This window comes from Bradyrhizobium sp. B097, assembly GCF_038957035.1.
Classification (GTDB): Bacteria; Pseudomonadota; Alphaproteobacteria; order Rhizobiales; family Xanthobacteraceae; genus Bradyrhizobium.
Window position 1 is genome coordinate 4,237,942 of the sequence record NZ_CP152412.1, and the last position, 19,292, is coordinate 4,257,233.

Genomic DNA, 19,292 nt, shown 5'->3' on the forward strand with positions numbered 1-19,292 from the left:
ATGTTTCGCGGCACGCTCACCATTTGTAGGCCAGGCTTGCCGTGATGCGCCGGCGATCGCCGTAGTAACAGGAGCTGATCGTCGCGCAGCTCGCGACGTAGATCTTGTCGGTGACGTTCACGACATTGAGCGCCGCGCGCCAGTTGTTGCCCCATTCGTAGTGCACGGCGAGGTCACCGAGCACGACGCCTGGGACGCGCGCGGTGTTCGCGGTGTCGGCATAGGACGAGCCGACATAGCGGACGCCGCCGCCGAAGCCGAAGCCGCTCAGCGGGCCGTCGCGGAAGGTGTAGTCGGTCCAGACCGAGGCGAGCTGCCGCGGCGTGTTGGTCGGCACGGTGCCGATCAGCGCGGGATTGAGGTCCTTGCTGACGAACAGCTCGTAATTGGTGTAGCTCGCCACCAGCTTGAAATCCCGCGTGATGTTCGCGACAGCCTCGAGCTCGACGCCGCGTGAGGTGACCTCGCCATTCTGGGTCTGGAACAGCGTGTTGTTCGGATCTGTGGTCAGCGCGTTCTTGCGCTTCAGGTCGAACAGCGCGACGCCGAACCGCGCATTGAGCCCGACCGGCTCGTATTTGACGCCGACCTCGGTCTGCTCGGAGGTCTCCGGCAGCAGCAATTGGCCGGCGGCGTTGGTGCCGATGACCGGATTGTAGCCGGTCATGTAGGAAACGTAAGGCGCGACGCCGCTGTCGAAATTGTAGATCGCCCCGACGCGCCCCGAGAACTTGCTGTCTTCACGGCTTTGATCGGCGCCGATCCGGTTGTTGTTGGTGAGGTCAACCCAGTCCTGCCGCCCCGACAGCACGACCGTCAGGCGGTCGAGCTTGACCTGATCCTGCAGATAGAGCCCGGCCATGCCCTGCGTCAGGTAGGCGTTCTGATACAGCGGGCCGCCATATGGCAGGTTGTTGCCGTAGACCGGATTGAGCACGTTGAGATTCGTGCCCATGCCAAAACCCTGCCGGTCGTCGATGCCGTAATATTTCAGGTCGACGCCGACCAGCGCGGTGTGCTGCAGCGCGCCGGTGGAGAAGCGATATTCGAGCTGATTGTCGAGGTTGAGCTGCGTCGCGATGCCGCGGGTGTAGAAATTGCCGCGGGTGATGTCGGCGGCTGCCGGCGTCGTGGCGTAGCCGAGCCCGTAGAGGCCGGCGTAATAGACGTCGACATGCGCCATGCGCGCGTTCTGGCGGAAGTCGACGTTGTCAGTCACGCTCTTCTGGAACTGATAGCCGACCATCTCCTGGTCGCGGCGGAATTGGTCGACGCTGGGATCGCCGGCGAACAGGCTGGTCGGAATCCGGCCGAACGGCGCGTTGGTGACGGTGCCGACATAGGGCAGGAAGTTCAGCGCGCGGGTGTTGCTGTGCGAGGCCATGCCGAACACGGTGAGGCTGGTGTCGGCATCGGGCCGCCAGGTCACCGACGGGGCGAAGAAGAAATTATTGTCGTAGACATAATCGGTCTGGGTGCCGCCGCCCTGGGCCTGGCCGACCAGGCGGTACTGCACCTGTCCGCCGCCGGGCTGCGCCGCCGCGCCGCCGATGTCGAACTGGGTATAGGCGTTGCCGAAATTGTTGACGCCGGTCTCGATGTAGCGGATGGGCTCGGCGGACGGCAGCTTGCTCACCGCGTTGACGAGGCCGCCCGGCGCCGAGCCGCCATACAGGATGCCAGACGGACCGCGCAGCACCTCGACGCGCTCGAGATTGAAGGGCTGCAGCTTCCAGCTCGCATAGGAGGTGTAGAACAGCTGCAGGCCGTCGAGGAACAGCGACTCGTTCTGCGCGGGGAAGCCGCGGATCATGAACCAGTCGTTGCGGAAATCCGCGCCGTAGGTGCCACCGATGACGCCCGGCGTGTAGCGCAGCACCTCGTCGAACTTGCTGACGATCTTCTGGTCGCGGATCTGCTCGGCGCTGATGACCGTCACCGATTGCGGCGTCTGGATGATCGGCGTGCTGGTCTTGGTGCCGCTGGCGCTCTGCCGCGCCAGGTAGCCGGTGACCGGGCCGTTGGCGCGCTCGTGTCCGCCGCCTGCGCTTGCAGCCTGCTGTGCCGCCTGTGACTGCGCTCCCGCTGGCGCGACTGTGGCGCGGCGCGAGGCGCTTCGTGCGCGCGTGGTCCGTTGCGAAGGCTGCTGCGATCGCGCCGCTTGCCGGTGGGGCGCATCGACCGTCACGGACGGCAATTGCGTCTGCGCGAACACCTCGTCCGCACCCGCAACCGAAAGCACCACCAGAGCCGAAGCAGCAAACCGCTGCGGCCGAATCCATCCGTCCGTCATTCAACGCCCCCAAGAGAAGATTTCTTCGGCGTCGTTATCACGATGATTTTCGCGAACAGCCCGCGCGCCGTTAGAAGCTATCGAAGCTGTGCGCAAAGCTGATGTGTGTGACTGAGCGACAACGGAGTACGACGCACAATTGCACGCATCGCGTGAGAGGCTTGAATCGATCCAGTGTTGAACGATTCAAAAATCGAACGATTCAAAATCATCTCGTGACTCGATGCATCATGATCGCTCGCGTGATGATCCAGATAGTCGGCCGTCGCGTGATTGGGGGATCGGCACTGGTGACGCTCGAGGGCGCGGCTCGTGTTGAGGCGTCAGCCTCGGCTGGTCGCGCGATCGGGAACGGGGGCACCAGGTCACCCCGGTCGGCCGCCGCGTCAGTCGGCCGGGGGCTGCCATCGTAACGAGGATAGATCACGTGCCTGCTAGTGTAGGATCGAAGCGGAACGCGCCGCCGGATACTAAACGAAAGTAGGCGTTGCGGTTGCCACCGTCAGTTTGGCAGCCGCTGCGGGTTTCGTGGGTTCGATCATCGGCTTCCTTCGCAGTGTCTTGCACGGGCCAACGACGAACGAGAGGGACGCGTTGCGGGGAACGCTGAGTCTCAACGTGAACAGGTTGTTGTGTTCTCCGAGCATCACCTGTTGGCCTTACGGCTACATAACGCGCGACATCTGGAAGTTGTGGAGGCGATCCGAGGTAGAACATGCCTTGCAAATTAATGTTCCCGGCGCGATAGAGGTATCACTGGTCGGGGGGAACTATGAGAAACGACGATGCAACTCGCTTCGTTGCGGTGGAATTCCACCGTTTCAAGGCCTTCAAAAAGTTCAATCTGTCACTTCAGCATTTCAATATCCTGGTGGGACCGAACAATGCTGGAAAGTCGACGATTCTAGCTGCGTTCCGAATTCTTGCGGCTGGAATGCGGCGAGCGTTCAGTCGGGGTTCGGTGGTAATTCGGGGGCCAAGCGGTGTGGGAATGACACATGGCTACAGCATCGATCTCCGTAGCATTTCGATAGCCGAGGAGAATCTGTTCTACAATTACGACGACTCCGAGTCGGCCACTATTCGGTTCAAACTATCAAATTCCAATGAGTTGATGCTCTATTTTCCCGAGCAAGGAGTTTGTTACTTGATTGCTCAGTCGGGGGGGAAATCTCAATTCACACCCAGTACGTTTAAATCGCACTTCAACTGTAGAATTGGCTTTGTGCCGATCCTTGGGCCTTTGGAACACAACGAAAATCTGTTCGAAGAGGAAGCCGCGCGACTTGCTCTCTTCAATTACCGTGCAGCGCGAAACTTTCGAAATATTTGGTACCGTTTTCCTGAAAAATTCGATGAATTCCGCTCGGCTCTCATTCGGACGTGGCCAGGAATGGACATAGAGCGCCCGATCGTCGATACGACACACGGAAAACCGCGTCTCCACATGTTTTGTCCCGAGGAGCGAATTCCCCGAGAAATCTTTTGGGCCGGCTTTGGATTTCAGGTGTGGTGTCAAATGCTCACCCACATCGTGCAGTCGCGCGAAACGGCGTTATTCTTAATCGATGAGCCGGACATCTATCTCCATTCGGAGCTGCAGCGGCAGTTGATTGAGCTTCTCAGAGACATGGGACCCGACATCCTGATCGCTACTCATTCGACCGAGATCATAACGGAAGCCGAGATCGACGACATTGTGTTGATTAACAAGCAGCGGAGAACGGGACGCAGAATCAAACAGCCAGGTCAGCTAGAGGAAGTGTTCTCGATATTGGGTTCGAACTTGAATCCGATCTTGACACAGCTCGCTAAGTCACGACGCGCTGTTTTCGTAGAGGGGCAGGACTTTCAACTGCTGTCGAAGTTCGCTCTGAAGCTTGAATACGTAAACGTTGGTAACAGAACGCAGTTCGCGGTTATACCTGTCGAAGGTTTCAATCCAGAAAGAATTCGAAGCCTCAAGATCGGAATGGAGACCACACTAGGGCGTAAGATTCTGGCTGCCGCAATTCTAGACAAGGATTATCGAAGTCAGGTTGAGCGAGAATCTATCACGTTGGAATGTGAGAAATTTTGTTCGGTCGTGCACATCCATCATCGGAAGGAAATTGAGAACTTTGTGCTTGTTCCGACAGCCATTGATCGTGCGGCCGAGCGAAAAGCTGCTGATCAGGCGCGGAGGTCCGGCAAAGTCGAGCGATCAAAATTTGAGCCATTCGCGGCGGAGTTTCTGGACGATTTCGCTCGTCAAAAGAAGGCTTACGTTCAGGCTCAGTATCTTACTGCTCGTCGAAACTTCCAGAGGCATCGGTCTTCCGGCATAAACGAAGCCACGTTCAGCGAAGCGATAATAACTGAGTTTGAAGAATTGTGGGGCTCGCCAGACAATCGACTAGCCGTCATCCCTGGCAAGGAAGCCCTCAGCGCGATGAATGCTCACTTGCAGGATCAGTTTGGGATCAATCTGACAGCAACGTCGATTGTGGACGCTATGGCTGTTCACGAGGTACCGGTAGAAATGAAGCTATTGCTTGCCGATCTAGGGCTCTTTGCTTCATCGCAAGTCACCGTAGAGTCGGACGACTGATCCAGGTTCGGGAGCGGGCTTGCTCTTTCAGAGCGCACTGGTAGCGACGAGCCGCCACCTATGAAGGCGAGCCATTTCGGTTCGCGCCGCCAGACGTGTTTGCGGAGCTGGGCTCGGCCTATTGCCTCAAGTCGGAAACTTGCTCTGTTCCATCATTATTGTTGAAAGCAGGCGCAAGGCGAGCGGCTGGCGCCTGGGACCGAGCCGCGGGCGGGCCGGCCCCGCCGGCTGGCAATCCCCGGCATCCCCACCATATCTGGCATAATTGACCGCCGGGGACCGCAACGGCTTGGCCATTTTGGGGTGATGTGATAACCCTCTGAAACCAGCTTCGACCGCCACTCGTGACCGTCCGCATCCCGTGTAAAGGCTTGCGGCGGTGGAGATATTTCGCCGATGACCTCTTCCTCCAAGACCGCTTCCGCGCCCGATTCCTTCTTCACGGCAACCCTTGCCGAGGCCGATCCCGAGATCGCCGCCGCGATCAAGGGCGAGCTCGGCCGGCAGCGCCATGAGATCGAGCTGATCGCCTCCGAGAACATCGTCAGCCGCGCGGTGCTGGAGGCGCAGGGCTCGGTGATGACCAACAAATACGCGGAAGGTTATCCGGGCGCGCGCTACTACGGCGGTTGCGAGTGGGTCGACGTCGCCGAGAACCTGGCGATCGAGCGCGCCAAGAAGCTGTTCAGCGCCGGGTTCGCCAACGTCCAGCCGAACTCCGGCAGCCAGATGAACCAGGCGGTGTTCCTGGCGCTGCTGCAGCCGGGCGACACCTTCATGGGTCTCGACCTCGCCGCCGGCGGCCATCTCACCCACGGCTCGCCGGTCAACATGTCCGGCAAGTGGTTCAAGGCCGCGCACTACACCGTGCGCCGCGAGGATCAGATCATCGACATGGACGAAGTCCAGAAGCAGGCCGAACAGGTCAAGCCGAGGCTGATCATCGCCGGCGGCTCGGCCTATTCGCGCGCGTGGGACTTCAAGCGCTTCCGCGAGATCGCAGACTCGGTCGGTGCGTATCTGCTGGTCGACATGGCGCATTTCGCGGGCCTCGTCGCCGGCGGCGTGCATGCCTCGCCGGTGCCGCACGCCCACGTCACCACCACCACGACGCACAAGTCGCTGCGCGGTCCGCGCGGCGGCCTGATCCTCACCAATGACGAGACGCTCGCCAAGAAGCTGAACTCGGCGATCTTCCCCGGTCTGCAGGGCGGTCCGCTGATGCACGTCATCGCCGCCAAGGCGGTGGCGTTCGCCGAAGCGCTGCGGCCGGACTTCAAGGTCTACGCCAAGAACGTGGTCGAGAACGCCAAGGCGCTGGCGGAGACGCTGCGCAGCCATGGCCTCGATATCGTCTCCGGCGGCACCGACAACCACCTGATGCTGGTGGATCTCAGGCCGAAGGGCCTGAAGGGCAACATCTCGGAGAAGGCGCTGGTGCGCGCGGCGATCACCTGCAACAAGAACGGCATCCCGTTCGATCCCGAGAAGCCGTTCGTCACCTCGGGCCTGCGTCTCGGTACGCCGGCTGCGACGACGCGCGGCTTCGGCGTCGCCGAGTTCAAGCAGGTCGGCGGCATGATCGCGGAAGTGCTGAACGCGCTGGCGCAGTCGCCGGACGGCAAGGCGCCGCTGGTCGAGGCCGCGATCAAGGAACGCGTCAAGGCGCTGACCGATCGCTTCCCGATCTATCAGTAGTCGTTCGCCGCTAGAGGTCTCGTCGGATGCGCTGCCCGAGCTGCAACTCACTTGATACGCAGGTCAAGGACTCGCGTCCGACCGAGGACTCCGCGGTCATCCGCAGGCGCCGCGTGTGCATGGCCTGCAACTTCCGCTTCACGACCTTCGAGCGGGTGCAGCTGCGTGAGCTCACCGTGATCAAGCGCAACGGCCGCCGCGTGCCGTTCGACCGCGACAAGCTGGTGCGCTCGCTGCAGATCTCGTTGCGCAAACGCCCGGTGGAATCCGAGCGGGTGGAGAAGATGGTGTCCACCATCGTGCGCGAGCTCGAAAGCGGCGGCGAGGCGGAGGTCTCCTCGGAGGCGATCGGCGAGATCGTGATGGAGCATCTGCGCCAGCTCGACGACGTCGCCTATGTGCGCTTCGCCTCGGTCTACCGTAACTTCCGCGAGGCCAAGGACTTTGAGGCCGTGCTCGACGAGCTGACCGGCGAAGAGGACCCGCGGATCGCGACGTTGCGAAAATGATCTTCCGCATTCTGGAAGAGCAGCTCGGGCAGAAGGCCAAAGAGGCCAAAGAAGCTGCCAAGGAAACGGCAAAAGCCGCCGATCTGCGCTTCATGCAGCTCGCGCTTGCGCTCGGCCGCCGCGGGCTCGGGCGCACCTGGCCCAATCCGGCGGTCGGCGCCGTCATCGTCAAGGACGGCGTGATTGTCGGCCGCGGCTGGACCCAGCCCGGCGGCCGCCCGCATGCCGAGGTCGAGGCATTGAGGCGCGCGGGTGACGCGGCGCGCGGCGCAACGCTCTATGTCACGCTCGAACCCTGCTCGCATTTCGGCCGCTCGCCGCCTTGCGCGGATGCCGTCGTCGCGGCCGGGCTTGCCCGCGTGGTGTCGGCGATCGAAGACCCCAATCCGGAGGTCGGCGGCAAGGGGCACGCCAAGCTGCGCGCCGCCGGGATCGCGGTCGATGTCGGGCTGTGCGCGCCCGAGGCCGCGCGCGACCATGCCGGGCATTTCCGCCGTATCACGGACAAGCGCCCGCATGTGATCCTCAAGCTTGCGGTGTCCGCCGACGACAAGATCGCAGCCGGCGGCCACAAGCCGGTAGCGATCACCGGCGAGGCTGCGCAGAGGCGAGTGCATCTGTTGCGCGCGCAGAGCGATGCGATCCTGGTCGGGATCGGCACGGTGAAGGCCGACGATCCGCTCCTGACCTGCCGGTTGCCCGGCATGGCGGCGCGTTCGCCGGTGCGCGTGGTGCTGGATCGTGCGCTGCGGATCTCGGGCGACAGCCGCCTGGTGCATTCGGCGCGCGAGACGCCGCTCTGGGTGATGACATCGGATCTTGCCGAGGCGCCGGCCGCGATGAAGCTCGGTGCTGCCGGGGCAGAGGTGATCCGTGTTTCCTCAGGCGCGCAGCCGGGGCTCGATCTGCCGGCGGTGTTGCATGCGCTGGCGGAGAAGGGCATCACGCGGCTGATGGTCGAAGGCGGCGCGCGCGTGGCAAATTCTTTCGTGGCAGCCGGCTTGGTCGATGAAATCTGGCTGTTGCGCGGACCTGACACGATCGGTGGCGATGGCGTTCCCGCGCTGGACGCAATGCCGCTCGACGCAATCACGCAGTCGCCCGCCTTCCGCCTTCGTGCTAGCGAAACCCTCGATAACGACAGTCTCATGATCTACGAGCGTGCGTAATGTTTACCGGAATTGTCACCGATATCGGTGAGATCACCAGCCTGAAGCCAGTGGCGCAGGGGCAGCTGCACCGGATGCGGATTGCCTGCGACTACGACCAGACCACGATCGCCGACGGCGCCTCGATCGCCTGCAACGGCGTCTGCCTCACCGTGGTCGCCTCCGGCACCGCTGACGGCAAGACCTGGTTCGACGTCGATGCTGCGGCCGAGACGCTCGGCATGACCACCGCCAGGCACTGGGCGCAGGGTGGCCGGCTCAACCTCGAGCGCGCGCTCAAGATCGGCGACGAGCTCGGCGGTCACATCGTGGCCGGCCATGCCGACGGGATCGCCACCATCGTCAAGCGCGACGATCTGCCGGACATGGCGCGCTTCGAGCTGCGAACCACCCGCGAACTGGCGCGCTTCATCGCCGCCAAGGGATCCATCACGCTGGACGGCGTTTCGCTGACCGTGAATACGGTCGACGACGTCACCTTTTCGGTGCTGATCATCCCGCACACGCTGTCCGTCACGACCCTGAGCGGCTGGAAGGCCGGCAGCGAGGTCAATATCGAGGTTGATCTGATGGCCCGCTATGCGGCGCGGCTGTCGGAGATGAAATAGCTCAGGTCTCGGCATTGCGGCCGAGACAGACATCCTTATCTGCCTGTTCACCTCGGGCGGCTTCCAGCCGGATGGCCTATGCATAGCGGGCGAAGCCGACCTGAAAAATCAGGCTGATCGTGGTGACATCCGGGTCAGTATTGCCCTTGGCTTTACCGGCCGCTGCGCCTAAAACGCAGCACAACTCCTCCCCAAGTTCCGATTGGTATTGCAATGGCTGACGCGCGGCGCGCACCCCTGAAGGACCAGACCGACATCACCGGCGCACGCGTGCTGATCGTCGAGGCCCGGTTTTATGACGATATCCAGGATGCGCTGCTGGAAGGCGCGCTCGCCGAGCTGAAGACGGCGGGCGCCAGCCACGACGTGATCACGGTGCCGGGCGCGCTGGAGATTCCGGCCGCGATCGCGATCGCGATCGATGCGGCGGCTGCGAACGGCAAGCCCTATGACGCGGCGATCGCGCTCGGCTGCGTGGTGCGCGGCGACACCATCCATTTCGAGATCGTCTCGCAGGAGTCCTCGCGCGGATTGATGGATCTGGCCGTGAGCCGGAAATTCCCGCTCGGCAACGGCATCCTCACCGTCAACACTGAGGCGCAGGCCTGGGCGCGAGCGCGCGCCAGCGAGTTGAACAAGGGCGGCGACGCCGCGCGCGCGGCGATCGCGATGCTGCGGATCAAACGCCGTCTGGCAAAGGCCTGACCATGGCTGACAACAAGAAGCCCGCGAAAGCCCCCGACAGGAAAGCCAACCGGCGCGGCGCGGCACGGCTCGCGGCCGTGCAGGCGCTGTACCAGATGGACATTGGCGGCGCGGGCATCAACGACATCTTCGCCGAGTTCGAGAGCCACTGGCTCGGCAACGAGGTCGAGGGCGAGAAATACCTGCCGGCGGAAGCGGCGTTCTTCCGCGACGTCGTCTCCGGCGTGGTGCGCGACCAGGCCAAGCTTGATCCGCTGATCGACGAGGCGCTGTCGAAGGGCTGGCCGCTGAAGCGGATCGACGCGATTTTGCGCGCGGTGCTGCGGGCCGGGTCCTACGAGCTCGAGCACCGCCGGGACGTGCCGGGCCGCGTGGTGGTTTCCGAATATGTCGACGTCGCGCATGCCTTTGTCGAGAAGGACGAGACCGGCATGGTCAACGCCGTGCTCGACCAGATCGCACGCCAGTTCCGCGGCGACGAGTTTGTGCGGACCTGAGTGCAGACGTATGATCGTTTGACCGTCACCCTGAGTAGGCCGCGCAGCGGCCGTCTCGAAGGGCGACGGCCCGGCTGGGGCCGTGCATCCTTCGAGGATCGCTCCGCTCGCACCTCCAGCGACAAAGGCGGAGCCTTTGCGCGGGGATGACGGGTTGATGACCGAAGCAACCAAACCGACCTCCGGCGAAGACTCCCTGATCGCGCGCTATTTCAAGCCGCTGGCGACCGACCCCGGCGCGTTCGGGCTCGACGATGACGCCGCCGCGCTGAGGGCGGCCGGCGAGGACATCGTGGTCACCACGGATGCGATCGTCGAGGGCGTGCATTTCCTCCCCGATGATCCGCCCGACACGCTGGCGCGCAAGGCGCTGCGGGTGAACCTCTCCGATATCGCGGCCAAAGGGGCAGCGCCGGCCGGCTTCGTGCTGACGCTGGCGCTTCGCCACGCCGAGGAGGCCTGGCTCAAGCCGTTTGCCCGGGCGCTCGGCGAGGACGCCGCCCATTTCGGCTGCCCGCTGCTCGGCGGCGACACGGTCTCGACGCCGGGGCCGCTGATGATCTCGATTACTGCGTTCGGACGGCTGCCTCAGGGCAAGATGGTGCACCGCGCAGGCGCAAGGGCCGGCGACCGCATGTTCGTGACCGGGACGATCGGGGATGCCGCGCTTGGCCTCGATGTGCTCCGGGGCGGTCCGGTCGCGGCGGCGCTGGCGGATGATGCCGCCGGCCGGGATTTTCTTGCGGCCCGCTACCGTGTTCCGCAGCCGCGCAACGCCCTTGCCAAGGCCGTCCGCAGCTACGCCAGCGCGGCGATGGACGTGTCCGACGGTCTCGCCGGCGATCTGGCCAAGCTTTGCGCAGCCAGCGGTGTGACGGCCGTGATCAACGTGCCGAGCATCCCGTTGTCGCCAGCGGCCGCGGGGCTGCTCGCGCGCAAGGCGATCGGTATCGAGACGCTGGTCGCCGGCGGCGATGATTACGAACTCTTGTGCGCGGTCCCGGGCGATCGCGCGGACGCCTTTGTGCGAGAGGCACGGCAGGCCAAGGTCGCTGTCACCGCCATCGGCGGTCTCATCGCAGGCTTGTCACCTCCAAGCTTCCTCGACGGACAGGGCAGGGAACTGGCGCTGAAGCGCCTGTCCTACAGCCATTTCTAGAATGTCCGGCCGAAACGCGCCGACTTTCCTTCTAAATTGCTGCCGATATCGGCGTTTTCGGCCATAGGTGGCGTTGCACAGCGGTAACGATTTTGGCAAGGTCGCGCCCGATTTGAGGCAATCCGTTTTGGGGAGGATTGTCCTCGGAAAATAAGCGCCTGCCGCCCCCTAGCGGCACAATGAAGGCGCGGGGGTTACATCAAGGATCTGAGGCAACATTCAATGACAGCTTTATGGTTGATTGTGCTCTGCGGGGCGCTTTCCATCGTCTACGCGATCTGGGCGACGCAGTCGGTCTTGAACGCGGATGCGGGCAGTGCCCGCATGCAGGAAATCGCGGGCGCGGTGCGCGAGGGCGCACAAGCCTATCTGCGGCGGCAGTACACCACGATCGGCATGGTCGGTATCGTGATCTTCGTGGTGCTGGCCTACTTCCTTGGCCTTCTGGTGGCGATCGGCTTTGCGATCGGCGCCATCCTGTCGGGTGCGGCCGGCTTCATCGGCATGAACGTCTCGGTGCGCGCCAACGTCCGCACCGCGCAGGCGGCGACCACTTCGCTCGCCGGCGGCCTCGAGCTCGCCTTCAAGGCGGGTGCGATCACCGGCATGCTGGTTGCCGGTCTCGCGCTGCTCGGCGTCACCATCTACTTCATGGTGCTGGTCAAGTTCATGGGGCTGGAAGCCGGCAGCCGCACCGTGGTCGACGCCATGGTGGCGCTCGGCTTCGGCGCCTCGCTGATCTCGATCTTTGCCCGTCTCGGCGGCGGCATCTTCACCAAGGGTGCAGACGTCGGCGGCGACCTCGTCGGCAAGGTCGAGGCCGGCATCCCCGAGGACGATCCGCGCAACCCGGCCACCATCGCCGACAACGTCGGCGACAATGTCGGTGACTGCGCCGGCATGGCGGCGGACCTGTTCGAGACCTATGCGGTGACCGCGGTCGCCACCATGGTGCTCGCGGCGATCTTCTTCGCCAAGACGCCGATCCTGGTGAACATGATGACGTTGCCGCTCGCGATCGGCGGCATCTGCATCATCACCTCGATCATCGGCACCTTCTTCGTCAAGCTCGGCGCGAGCCAGTCGATCATGGGTGCCCTGTACAAGGGCCTGATCGCCACCGGCATCCTGTCGCTGGTCGGCGTCGCGGCCGTGATCAACTGGCTGATCGGCTTCGGCAAGCTCGATGGCGTCAGCTTCACCGGCATGGCGCTGTTCGAGTGCGGCGTGGTCGGTCTCGTCGTCACCGGCCTGATCATCTGGATCACCGAGTACTACACCGGCACCGACTATCGCCCGGTGAAGTCGATTGCGGCGGCGTCCGTCACCGGTCACGGCACCAACGTGATCCAGGGCCTCGCGATCTCGATGGAGGCGACCGCGCTGCCTGCGCTCGTCATCATCGCCGGCATCCTGGTCACCTACAGCCTGGCCGGCCTGTTCGGCATCGCGATCGCGACCGCCACCATGCTGGCGCTGGCCGGCATGATCGTCGCGCTCGACGCCTTCGGCCCGGTCACCGACAACGCCGGCGGCATCGCCGAGATGGCGGGTCTTCCCAAGGAAGTGCGCAAGTCGACCGACGCGCTCGACGCGGTCGGCAACACCACCAAGGCGGTGACCAAGGGCTACGCGATCGGCTCCGCCGGTCTCGGTGCGCTGGTGCTGTTTGCGGCCTATAATGAGGACCTCAAATTCTTCATCGCTGACTCTGCCAACCACCTGTACTTCAAGGGGGTCAATCCCGACTTCTCGCTCAACAACCCCTACGTCGTGGTCGGCCTGCTGTTCGGCGGCCTGCTGCCATATCTGTTCGGCGCGATGGGCATGACGGCAGTCGGACGCGCCGCCAGCGCAATCGTTGAAGAGGTGCGCCGTCAGTTCCGCGAGAAGCCCGGCATCATGCAGGGTACCGACAAGCCGGACTACGGCAAGGCGGTCGACCTGCTGACCAAGGCCGCGATCAAGGAGATGATCATCCCGTCGCTGCTGCCGGTGCTGTCGCCGATCGTCGTCTACTTCCTGATCTATGCGATCGCGGGCGGCGGCGCGGCGGGCAAGTCGGCGGCGTTCTCCGCGGTCGGCGCCATGCTGCTCGGCGTCATCGTCACCGGCCTGTTCGTCGCGATCTCGATGACCTCGGGCGGCGGCGCCTGGGACAATGCCAAGAAGTACATCGAGGACGGCCACTACGGCGGCAAGGGCTCTGACGCCCACAAGTCCGCGGTGACCGGCGACACTGTCGGCGATCCCTACAAGGATACGGCTGGCCCGGCGGTCAACCCGATGATCAAGATCACCAACATCGTGGCGCTGCTGCTGCTGGCGATCCTGGCGCACTAAGTTCTTGGCGCACTGAGCTGTGCGAAACGAACGAATGCAAAACCCCGCGGTGCAAGCCGCGGGGTTTTTGTTTTGCATGGACTTGGTTCGGTGTACTGCCGAATTGATCGGCGTTCCGCCAACGATATCCGCCGACGATCAAACGCGAACAACACGGAGATCAATCGATGTCGCTCTCATCCGCACGGAACTATGCGCTCCGCGCCTCCAAGTCGCAGGATCAGAAGGAGGCCATCGAGCTGTTGTCGCAGGCGATCCTGGAACTGGCGATGTCGATGGAAGCAACCGACGCGAAGATCAAGAAGATCAACAAGTCATCGTAGCATGAGCCGCACCGTGCTCTTCCTGTCATTCCGGGTTCGATGCTTCGCATCGCCCCGGAATGACGGCTGCGCCGTCACTTGACCTCCATCTGCAAGCCTTCCTTCTCGATGATCGCGGCGAATTTCCTCGTCTCTGCATCGACGAAGTCGGAGAATTGCTGCGGCGTGCCGTAGTCGGCGCGGGCGCCCATGCCGGCGATGTTCTTCTTGACGTCGTCGCGCTCCAGCATCGCCTTGATCTGGCGGTTCAGCTCGTCGACCACGGGCGCCGGTGCCGTCTTCGGCAGGAACACGCCGAACCAGGAGGCGACGTCGAACTTGGCGAGCTCCGGCGCACCCTCGCGCATCACCGGCAGATCGGGCGCCGACTCGCTGCGCTCGGCCGTGGTGACGCAGAGCCCGTTCAGCTTGCCGTCCTGCACTTGCGGCAGCGAGGGATAAAGGTTGTCGAACAGGATCTGGATGTCGCCGGCGAGCCCGGCCTGCAGCGCGGGGCCCGCGCCGCGGAACGGCACGTGCGTCATCTTCAGCCCGGTGAGCTGCAGGAACCAGGCGCCGGTGAGGTGAGGGCTCTGGCCGGTGCCGGACGAGCCGTAGGTCAGCTTGTCGGGGTTCTTCTTCAAATAGGCGATCAATTCGGCGATCGATTTGATGCCGGTCGACGGATGCGCCGAGACGATGTTCGGGATCCGGATCATGTTGGAGACGGCCTGCAGCTGGTCGGCCTTGTAGGTCAGGTTCCGGAAGATGCTGAAGGCGATCGCGTTGGGGCCGGGATTGCCGATCAGGATGGTGTGGCCGTCGCCCTTGCTGCGCGCGACCTCCGCGGTGCCGATGGTGCCACCGGCGCCGGAGCGATTCTCCACCACGACCGACTGGCCCCAGAGGGGCTGCAAATGCGCCGCCAGCAGCCGCCCCATCACGTCGGTCGAGCCGCCAGCCGCTGCCGGCACGATGATCCGGACCGTTTCCGTCGGCCGCCAGTCGCCGGCACCGAGACTGGCGCGCGGCAAGATCGACGCCGCCGAAAATGCGGCCGCGCCCGACAATACCGTACGACGGGAAAATCTTTTGGCTCTCACGCGCTTACCCCCTGCTCGGACTTTCTTGTTTGCGAGCGAGCGTAGGTGACCGCTTGCCCGTAGGGCAAGCGCGGCAACTTGGCGCAGCTTGGCCTAAGCTCTAGTTGAAGCTCAGCAGCTTGAAGAGCGGTGTCAGGTAGGACATTTCCTGGCCCGACGTCGGCGTGGTCCGGCTGACGAAGTCGAAGATCTTGCCGTCCTTCAGGCCATAATTGGCGAGCCGGCGCACCTGGCGGTTCTTGTCGAAATAGACCGCGATGACGCGCTGGTCGACCACGCGCTGGTTCATGAAGGCGACCGGGCGCGAGGTCCGCTGCGAGATGTAGTAAAACACCTCGCCGTCGAGCGTTGCGACCGTCGAGGGCGTGCCGAGCACGATCAGCACCTGATCCTGGCTCGCGCCGATCGGAATCTGCTCGAGCGCTCCGTCGGGCAGGATGTAGCCCTTCTGGAATTGCTCGCCTGCGCAGCCGCCGAGCGCGGCGGCGCAGAACAGACCAACGACCGCGATGGCGCGGAAGCGCGTGAAGAACCCGCGCGCGGAAGCCGTGCGAGACTGTCTTGGAAGAGTGTGGTTCATCGGCGGAACTGATCCGTCCCCTTGCATCGGCCGGAGCATTGACGTACCGGGCAGCTCAATGGATTGCAATCATGCCGAGCTCCAAGTGGCGAACCCTCAACAGGCGTCCTTTGGGGGGCCGGCAGCCGGAACCCGCTATGCTTTGGCCGTTCAATCACTTCAGAAGACCCCGGGTGCCCGCGCGCAGCACCATTGAGACCATCTATGGCATGATCGTGACGCAGGCGCGAGAACCGTTGTTTTACCGTGACTTGGGCGTTCCGGACACGGTTAACGGCCGTTTTGACCTGCTTCTGATGCATCTGTGGCTGGTCCTGCGGCGATTGAAATCCTCGGAAGGCGGCGCGGGGCTGTCGCAGGCCCTGTTCGATCATTTCTGCATCGACATGGACGACAATCTCAGGGAAATGGGCGTCGGCGACCTCACGGTGCCGAAGCGGATGCAGGCGTTCGGCGAGGCCTTCTACGGCCGCACCGCGGCCTATGATCTGGCGCTGACCGACGGCGACGAAGCCCTGGCCCAGTCGCTCTGCAAGAACATCCTCAATGGTCAGAACATCGACAAGGCCCGCGAACTGGCCGTTTATGCCAGAGAGGCGATAGCGGTGTTGGCGCGCGCCGACCTCGCGGCGCTGACCCAAGGGGCATGGCGCTTCCCGGCGCCGCAAGCTGCGAGGACCACGGCATGAGCGGCGGCAGCACAGCACGGCCCGATGCCGCGCGGGACCCTTGGCGCGTTCTCGTCAACGTCGCGCAGATCCCTGATACCGGCCTGCATCGCGAGATCGTGGCCGACGAGGCGACGCGCAAGGCGATCGCCGAGGTCGGCGAGTTGCGCGAGGTCGTCTCCGCGCGGGCGGCGTTCGATCTGGAGCCCAAGCGCGACGGCAGCTGCCACGTCACCGGCCGGGTTTGGGCGAGGGTTGGGCAGACCTGCGTGGTGACGCTCGATCCGATCGAGAACGAGATCGATGAGCCGATCGACGTGGTGTTCGCGCCGCCCGAGCAGATCCCGGAGATGGCCGACCTCGTCGACGACGCCGAGCAGGGCGATGAGGAGACGCCGGATCCGCCGGAGCCGATCGCCGGCGGCTTCATCGACATCGGCCGTCTCGCCACCGATGCGCTGTTTCTCGGTATCGACCCTTATCCGCGCAAGGCGGATGCGGTCTTTGAACAAGAGGTTGAAGCGCCTGATCCGGAAAATCATCCCTTTGCCGCGCTGAAGGCACTGAAGGAAAAGGCCGACGGCAAGAAGCCGAAGGGGAGTTGAGGGAAGTTGAGGGCAGCCAGCGCCAAGATTTGAGGGGATGGCTTGCCTGCAGGCGTGCGCGAGGGGGATTCCTAGTTACTTCAAATGCGCGTCATAATGCTTTGAAATATCATGTTTTTCTGGTAGGCTTTGGTGTGTCGCGTGACGGTTCGGCGCCTCGGTTGTTTGTGGTCAAGAGGTTGTGTCGGACCGCGGACACGCTATTGTCGCGGCCCGGCCGGGATGCGAGTTCGCGTTTCGCCGCGCGCCGTTGACGGCGGTGACTTCAAGCTCGCGGTCTTCATCTGAAGGGCTGTGGGAGAGCAGGCTTCCGGGACGTTCATGCCTCATAAGGTTCGAATCGCGCTTGACGCCATGGGGGGCGATGTCGGCGCATCGGTGGTCATTCCCGGCGCCGCGATCTCGTTGAGCCGTCATCCCGACAGCGAATTCCTGCTGATCGGAGACCGGGCCCAGATCGAGCCGGAGCTTGCGAAACATCCTGCGCTGAAGGCGGTATCGAAAGTGATCCATACCGACGTCGCGGTGAAGAATGACGAGAAGCCGAGCCAGGCGCTGCGGCGGACCCGCAGGGCGTCGTCGATGTGGCTGGCGATCGATGCGGTGAAGCACGGCGAGGCCGACGTTGCGGTCTCCGCCGGCAACTCAGGCGCGCTGATGGCGATGGGCAGTATCAATCTGCGGACGTTGCCGGGCGTCGACCGCCCAGCGCTCGCTGCGGCGTGGCCGACGCTGCGCGGCGATTCCGTGGTGCTCGATCTCGGAGCCTCGATCGGCGGCGACGCCCGCCATCTGGTGACGCTCGCGGTGATGGGCAGCGCGATGGCGAGCGTGCTGTTCAATCTCGAACGGCCGACTGTCGGCCTGCTCAATATCGGGTCCGAGGAGATCAAGGGTCACGGGGAAATCCGCGAGGCCGCCGAGATGCTGCGCGCGATGAACGCGCCCCAGTTCAACTATATCGGCTTTGTCGAGGGCGATGCGATCGGCAAGGGGCTCGCCGACGTGATCGTGTCGGAAGGCTTCAGCGGCAATATCGCGCTCAAGGCGGCCGAAGGCACCGCGCGCCAGATGTTCACGCTATTGCGCGAGGCGATGTCGTCGAGCTGGCTGGCGCGGATCGGCTATCTGTTTGCCCGCGGCGCGTTCCAGAAGCTGCGCGACAAGCTCGATCCCAACAAGTCGAATGGCGGCCTGCTGCTCGGCCTGAACGGCGTGGTGGTCAAGAGCCATGGCGGCATCAACGCGGAAGGCTTTGCCTATGCGGTGGATGTTGGCTATGAGATGGCCCACTACGATCTCCTCACCAAGATCAATCAGATGCTCAACCGCGATGGCGGCGCCCTGGTAAAGGCGCAGACCGCGCAGGAGGCTGTCTCGTGACTGCGATACGTTCGGTAGTGCTCGGCTGCGGCTCATATTTGCCGGAGCGGGTTTTGACCAATGCCGAACTGGCGAGCCGAATCGACACGTCCGACGACTGGATCGTGCAGCGCACCGGCATCAGCGAGCGGCACATCGCCGCCGATGACGAGTTCACCTCGCACCTCGCCATCAATGCGGCGCGCGCCGCGCTCGCCGATGCCAACATCGACCCCCAGTCGATCGACCTGATCGTGCTGGCGACCTCGACGCCCGACAACACGTTTCCGGCGACCGCGGTCGCAGTCCAGCACGGGCTCGGCATCAACCACGGCGTCGCGTTTGATCTGCAGGCGGTGTGCTCCGGCTTCGTCTTTGCGCTGACCACCGCCGACAATTTCCTGCGCGCCGGGGCCCACAAGCGGGCCTTGGTGATCGGCGCCGAAACCTTCTCGCGTATCCTCGACTGGAACGACCGCGGTACCTGCGTGCTGTTCGGCGACGGCGCCGGCGCGGTGGTGCTGGAAGCGCAGCAGCATTCCGGCACGACGGACGATCCCGGCGTGCTGACGACGCATCTGCGCTCGGACGGACGCCACAAGTCGAAGCTGTTCGTCGATGGCGGTCCCGGCTCGACCAAGACGGTCGGCCATCTCCGAATGGAAGGCCGCGAGGTATTCAAGCACGCCGTCGGCATGATCACCGATGTGATCGTCGACGCGTTCAACGCCACTGGCTTTACGGCTGACGACATCAACTGGTTCATTCCGCATCAGGCCAACAAGCGAATCATCGATGCCTCGGCCCACAAGCTGCATATTGCGCCGCAGAAGGTGGTCTTGACAGTCGACAAGCACGGCAACACCTCGGCGGCCTCGATCCCGCTCGCGCTGTCGGTCGCCGTGAGGGACGGACGCGTCAAGAAGGGCGATCTAGTGCTGTTCGAGGCGATGGGCGGCGGCTTCACCTGGGGCTCGGCGCTCGTGCGCTGGTAGCGCATCGCCAAAGAGTATCGGCAGGTTGCCGGCATCTTTCCAGCGCCCGGATGCTGGTCGCTGTTGACCATTGCGCGCTAAGCTTTTAATTTCAGTCAAGAAATTG

The 19,292-nt window shown here is 63.7% G+C and carries 17 protein-coding genes; 14 read left to right on the top strand and 3 right to left on the bottom strand.

Going from position 1 to position 19,292, the window contains the following annotated elements; genetic code table 11:
- Positions 1–16: 16 nt before the first annotated feature.
- A complete protein-coding gene (locus tag AAFG07_RS19925) occupies positions 17–2,293 on the bottom strand; it encodes a TonB-dependent siderophore receptor (RefSeq protein ID WP_342728726.1) in 2,277 nt (758 codons plus the stop codon).
- 772 nt (positions 2,294–3,065) lie between these two features.
- Between AAFG07_RS19925 and AAFG07_RS19930 the strand changes: the two genes are divergently transcribed.
- The 10 genes from AAFG07_RS19930 to AAFG07_RS19975 all read left to right on the top strand — a co-directional run bounded on the left by AAFG07_RS19930 (position 3,066) and on the right by AAFG07_RS19975 (position 13,894).
- Entirely contained in the window at positions 3,066–4,883 is a 1,818-nt protein-coding gene (locus tag AAFG07_RS19930; protein ID WP_342728727.1) for an AAA family ATPase, read from the top strand.
- Between the two features lie 396 nt (positions 4,884–5,279).
- Positions 5,280–6,581 carry a serine hydroxymethyltransferase gene (gene glyA / locus AAFG07_RS19935; protein WP_342728728.1) on the top strand — a complete coding sequence of 434 codons (1,302 nt, stop codon included), beginning with the start codon at positions 5,280–5,282 and terminating at the stop codon, positions 6,579–6,581.
- Between the two features lie 26 nt (positions 6,582–6,607).
- Positions 6,608–7,090 carry a transcriptional regulator NrdR gene (gene nrdR, locus AAFG07_RS19940; protein WP_050400938.1) on the top strand — a complete coding sequence of 161 codons (483 nt, stop codon included), beginning with the start codon at positions 6,608–6,610 and terminating at the stop codon, positions 7,088–7,090.
- Positions 7,087–8,259, top strand: a complete 1,173-nt coding sequence (gene ribD, locus AAFG07_RS19945; RefSeq protein ID WP_342728729.1) for a bifunctional diaminohydroxyphosphoribosylaminopyrimidine deaminase/5-amino-6-(5-phosphoribosylamino)uracil reductase RibD — start codon at positions 7,087–7,089, stop codon at positions 8,257–8,259. Before nrdR ends, ribD begins: the two co-directional genes overlap by 4 nt.
- A complete protein-coding gene (locus AAFG07_RS19950; RefSeq protein ID WP_342711554.1) occupies positions 8,259–8,867 on the top strand; it encodes a riboflavin synthase in 609 nt (202 codons plus the stop codon). Before ribD ends, AAFG07_RS19950 begins: the two co-directional genes overlap by 1 nt.
- A 213-nt stretch (positions 8,868–9,080) precedes the next feature.
- Entirely contained in the window at positions 9,081–9,572 is a 492-nt protein-coding gene (gene ribH / locus AAFG07_RS19955) for a 6,7-dimethyl-8-ribityllumazine synthase (protein ID WP_092114727.1), read from the top strand.
- Positions 9,573–9,574: 2 nt separating this feature from the next.
- Positions 9,575–10,069, top strand: a complete 495-nt coding sequence (gene nusB / locus AAFG07_RS19960; protein ID WP_342728730.1) for a transcription antitermination factor NusB — start codon at positions 9,575–9,577, stop codon at positions 10,067–10,069.
- 157 nt (positions 10,070–10,226) lie between these two features.
- Positions 10,227–11,228: a thiamine-phosphate kinase gene (thiL, locus tag AAFG07_RS19965; protein WP_342728731.1), complete on the top strand. Its 1,002-nt coding sequence runs from the start codon at positions 10,227–10,229 to the stop codon at positions 11,226–11,228.
- Between the two features lie 222 nt (positions 11,229–11,450).
- A complete protein-coding gene (locus AAFG07_RS19970) occupies positions 11,451–13,571 on the top strand; it encodes a sodium-translocating pyrophosphatase (RefSeq protein WP_342728732.1) in 2,121 nt (706 codons plus the stop codon).
- 167 nt (positions 13,572–13,738) lie between these two features.
- Positions 13,739–13,894, top strand: coding sequence for a hypothetical protein (locus tag AAFG07_RS19975; RefSeq protein WP_171947607.1), 156 nt, complete (start codon positions 13,739–13,741; stop codon positions 13,892–13,894).
- A gap of 74 nt (positions 13,895–13,968) precedes the next feature.
- Here AAFG07_RS19975 and AAFG07_RS19980 read toward each other — a convergent pair whose 3' ends face one another.
- Both AAFG07_RS19980 and AAFG07_RS19985 read right to left on the bottom strand, forming a co-directional pair.
- Positions 13,969–14,976: a tripartite tricarboxylate transporter substrate binding protein gene (locus AAFG07_RS19980; protein ID WP_342728733.1), complete on the bottom strand. Its 1,008-nt coding sequence runs from the start codon at positions 14,974–14,976 to the stop codon at positions 13,969–13,971.
- Between the two features lie 100 nt (positions 14,977–15,076).
- A complete protein-coding gene (locus AAFG07_RS19985) occupies positions 15,077–15,556 on the bottom strand; it encodes an outer membrane protein assembly factor BamE (protein ID WP_229166332.1) in 480 nt (159 codons plus the stop codon).
- A 137-nt stretch (positions 15,557–15,693) separates the two neighbouring features.
- On the opposite strand from AAFG07_RS19985, the gene AAFG07_RS19990 reads away from it, so the two are divergent.
- The 4 genes from AAFG07_RS19990 to AAFG07_RS20005 all read left to right on the top strand — a co-directional run bounded on the left by AAFG07_RS19990 (position 15,694) and on the right by AAFG07_RS20005 (position 19,186).
- The gene (locus AAFG07_RS19990; protein WP_342728734.1) at positions 15,694–16,245 is read left to right on the top strand and encodes a ubiquinol-cytochrome C chaperone family protein; all 552 of its coding nucleotides are present in this window, start codon (positions 15,694–15,696) and stop codon (positions 16,243–16,245) included.
- Positions 16,242–16,829 (top strand): DUF177 domain-containing protein, encoded by a 588-nt coding sequence (locus AAFG07_RS19995; protein ID WP_342728735.1) that lies wholly within the window; start codon positions 16,242–16,244, stop codon positions 16,827–16,829. The genes AAFG07_RS19990 and AAFG07_RS19995 overlap by 4 nt, the downstream gene beginning before the upstream one ends.
- A 321-nt stretch (positions 16,830–17,150) precedes the next feature.
- The gene (gene plsX, locus AAFG07_RS20000; protein ID WP_342728736.1) at positions 17,151–18,212 is read left to right on the top strand and encodes a phosphate acyltransferase PlsX; all 1,062 of its coding nucleotides are present in this window, start codon (positions 17,151–17,153) and stop codon (positions 18,210–18,212) included.
- Entirely contained in the window at positions 18,209–19,186 is a 978-nt protein-coding gene (locus tag AAFG07_RS20005; RefSeq protein ID WP_342728737.1) for a beta-ketoacyl-ACP synthase III, read from the top strand. The genes plsX and AAFG07_RS20005 overlap by 4 nt, the downstream gene beginning before the upstream one ends.
- The last annotated feature ends 106 nt before the right edge of the window (positions 19,187–19,292 follow it).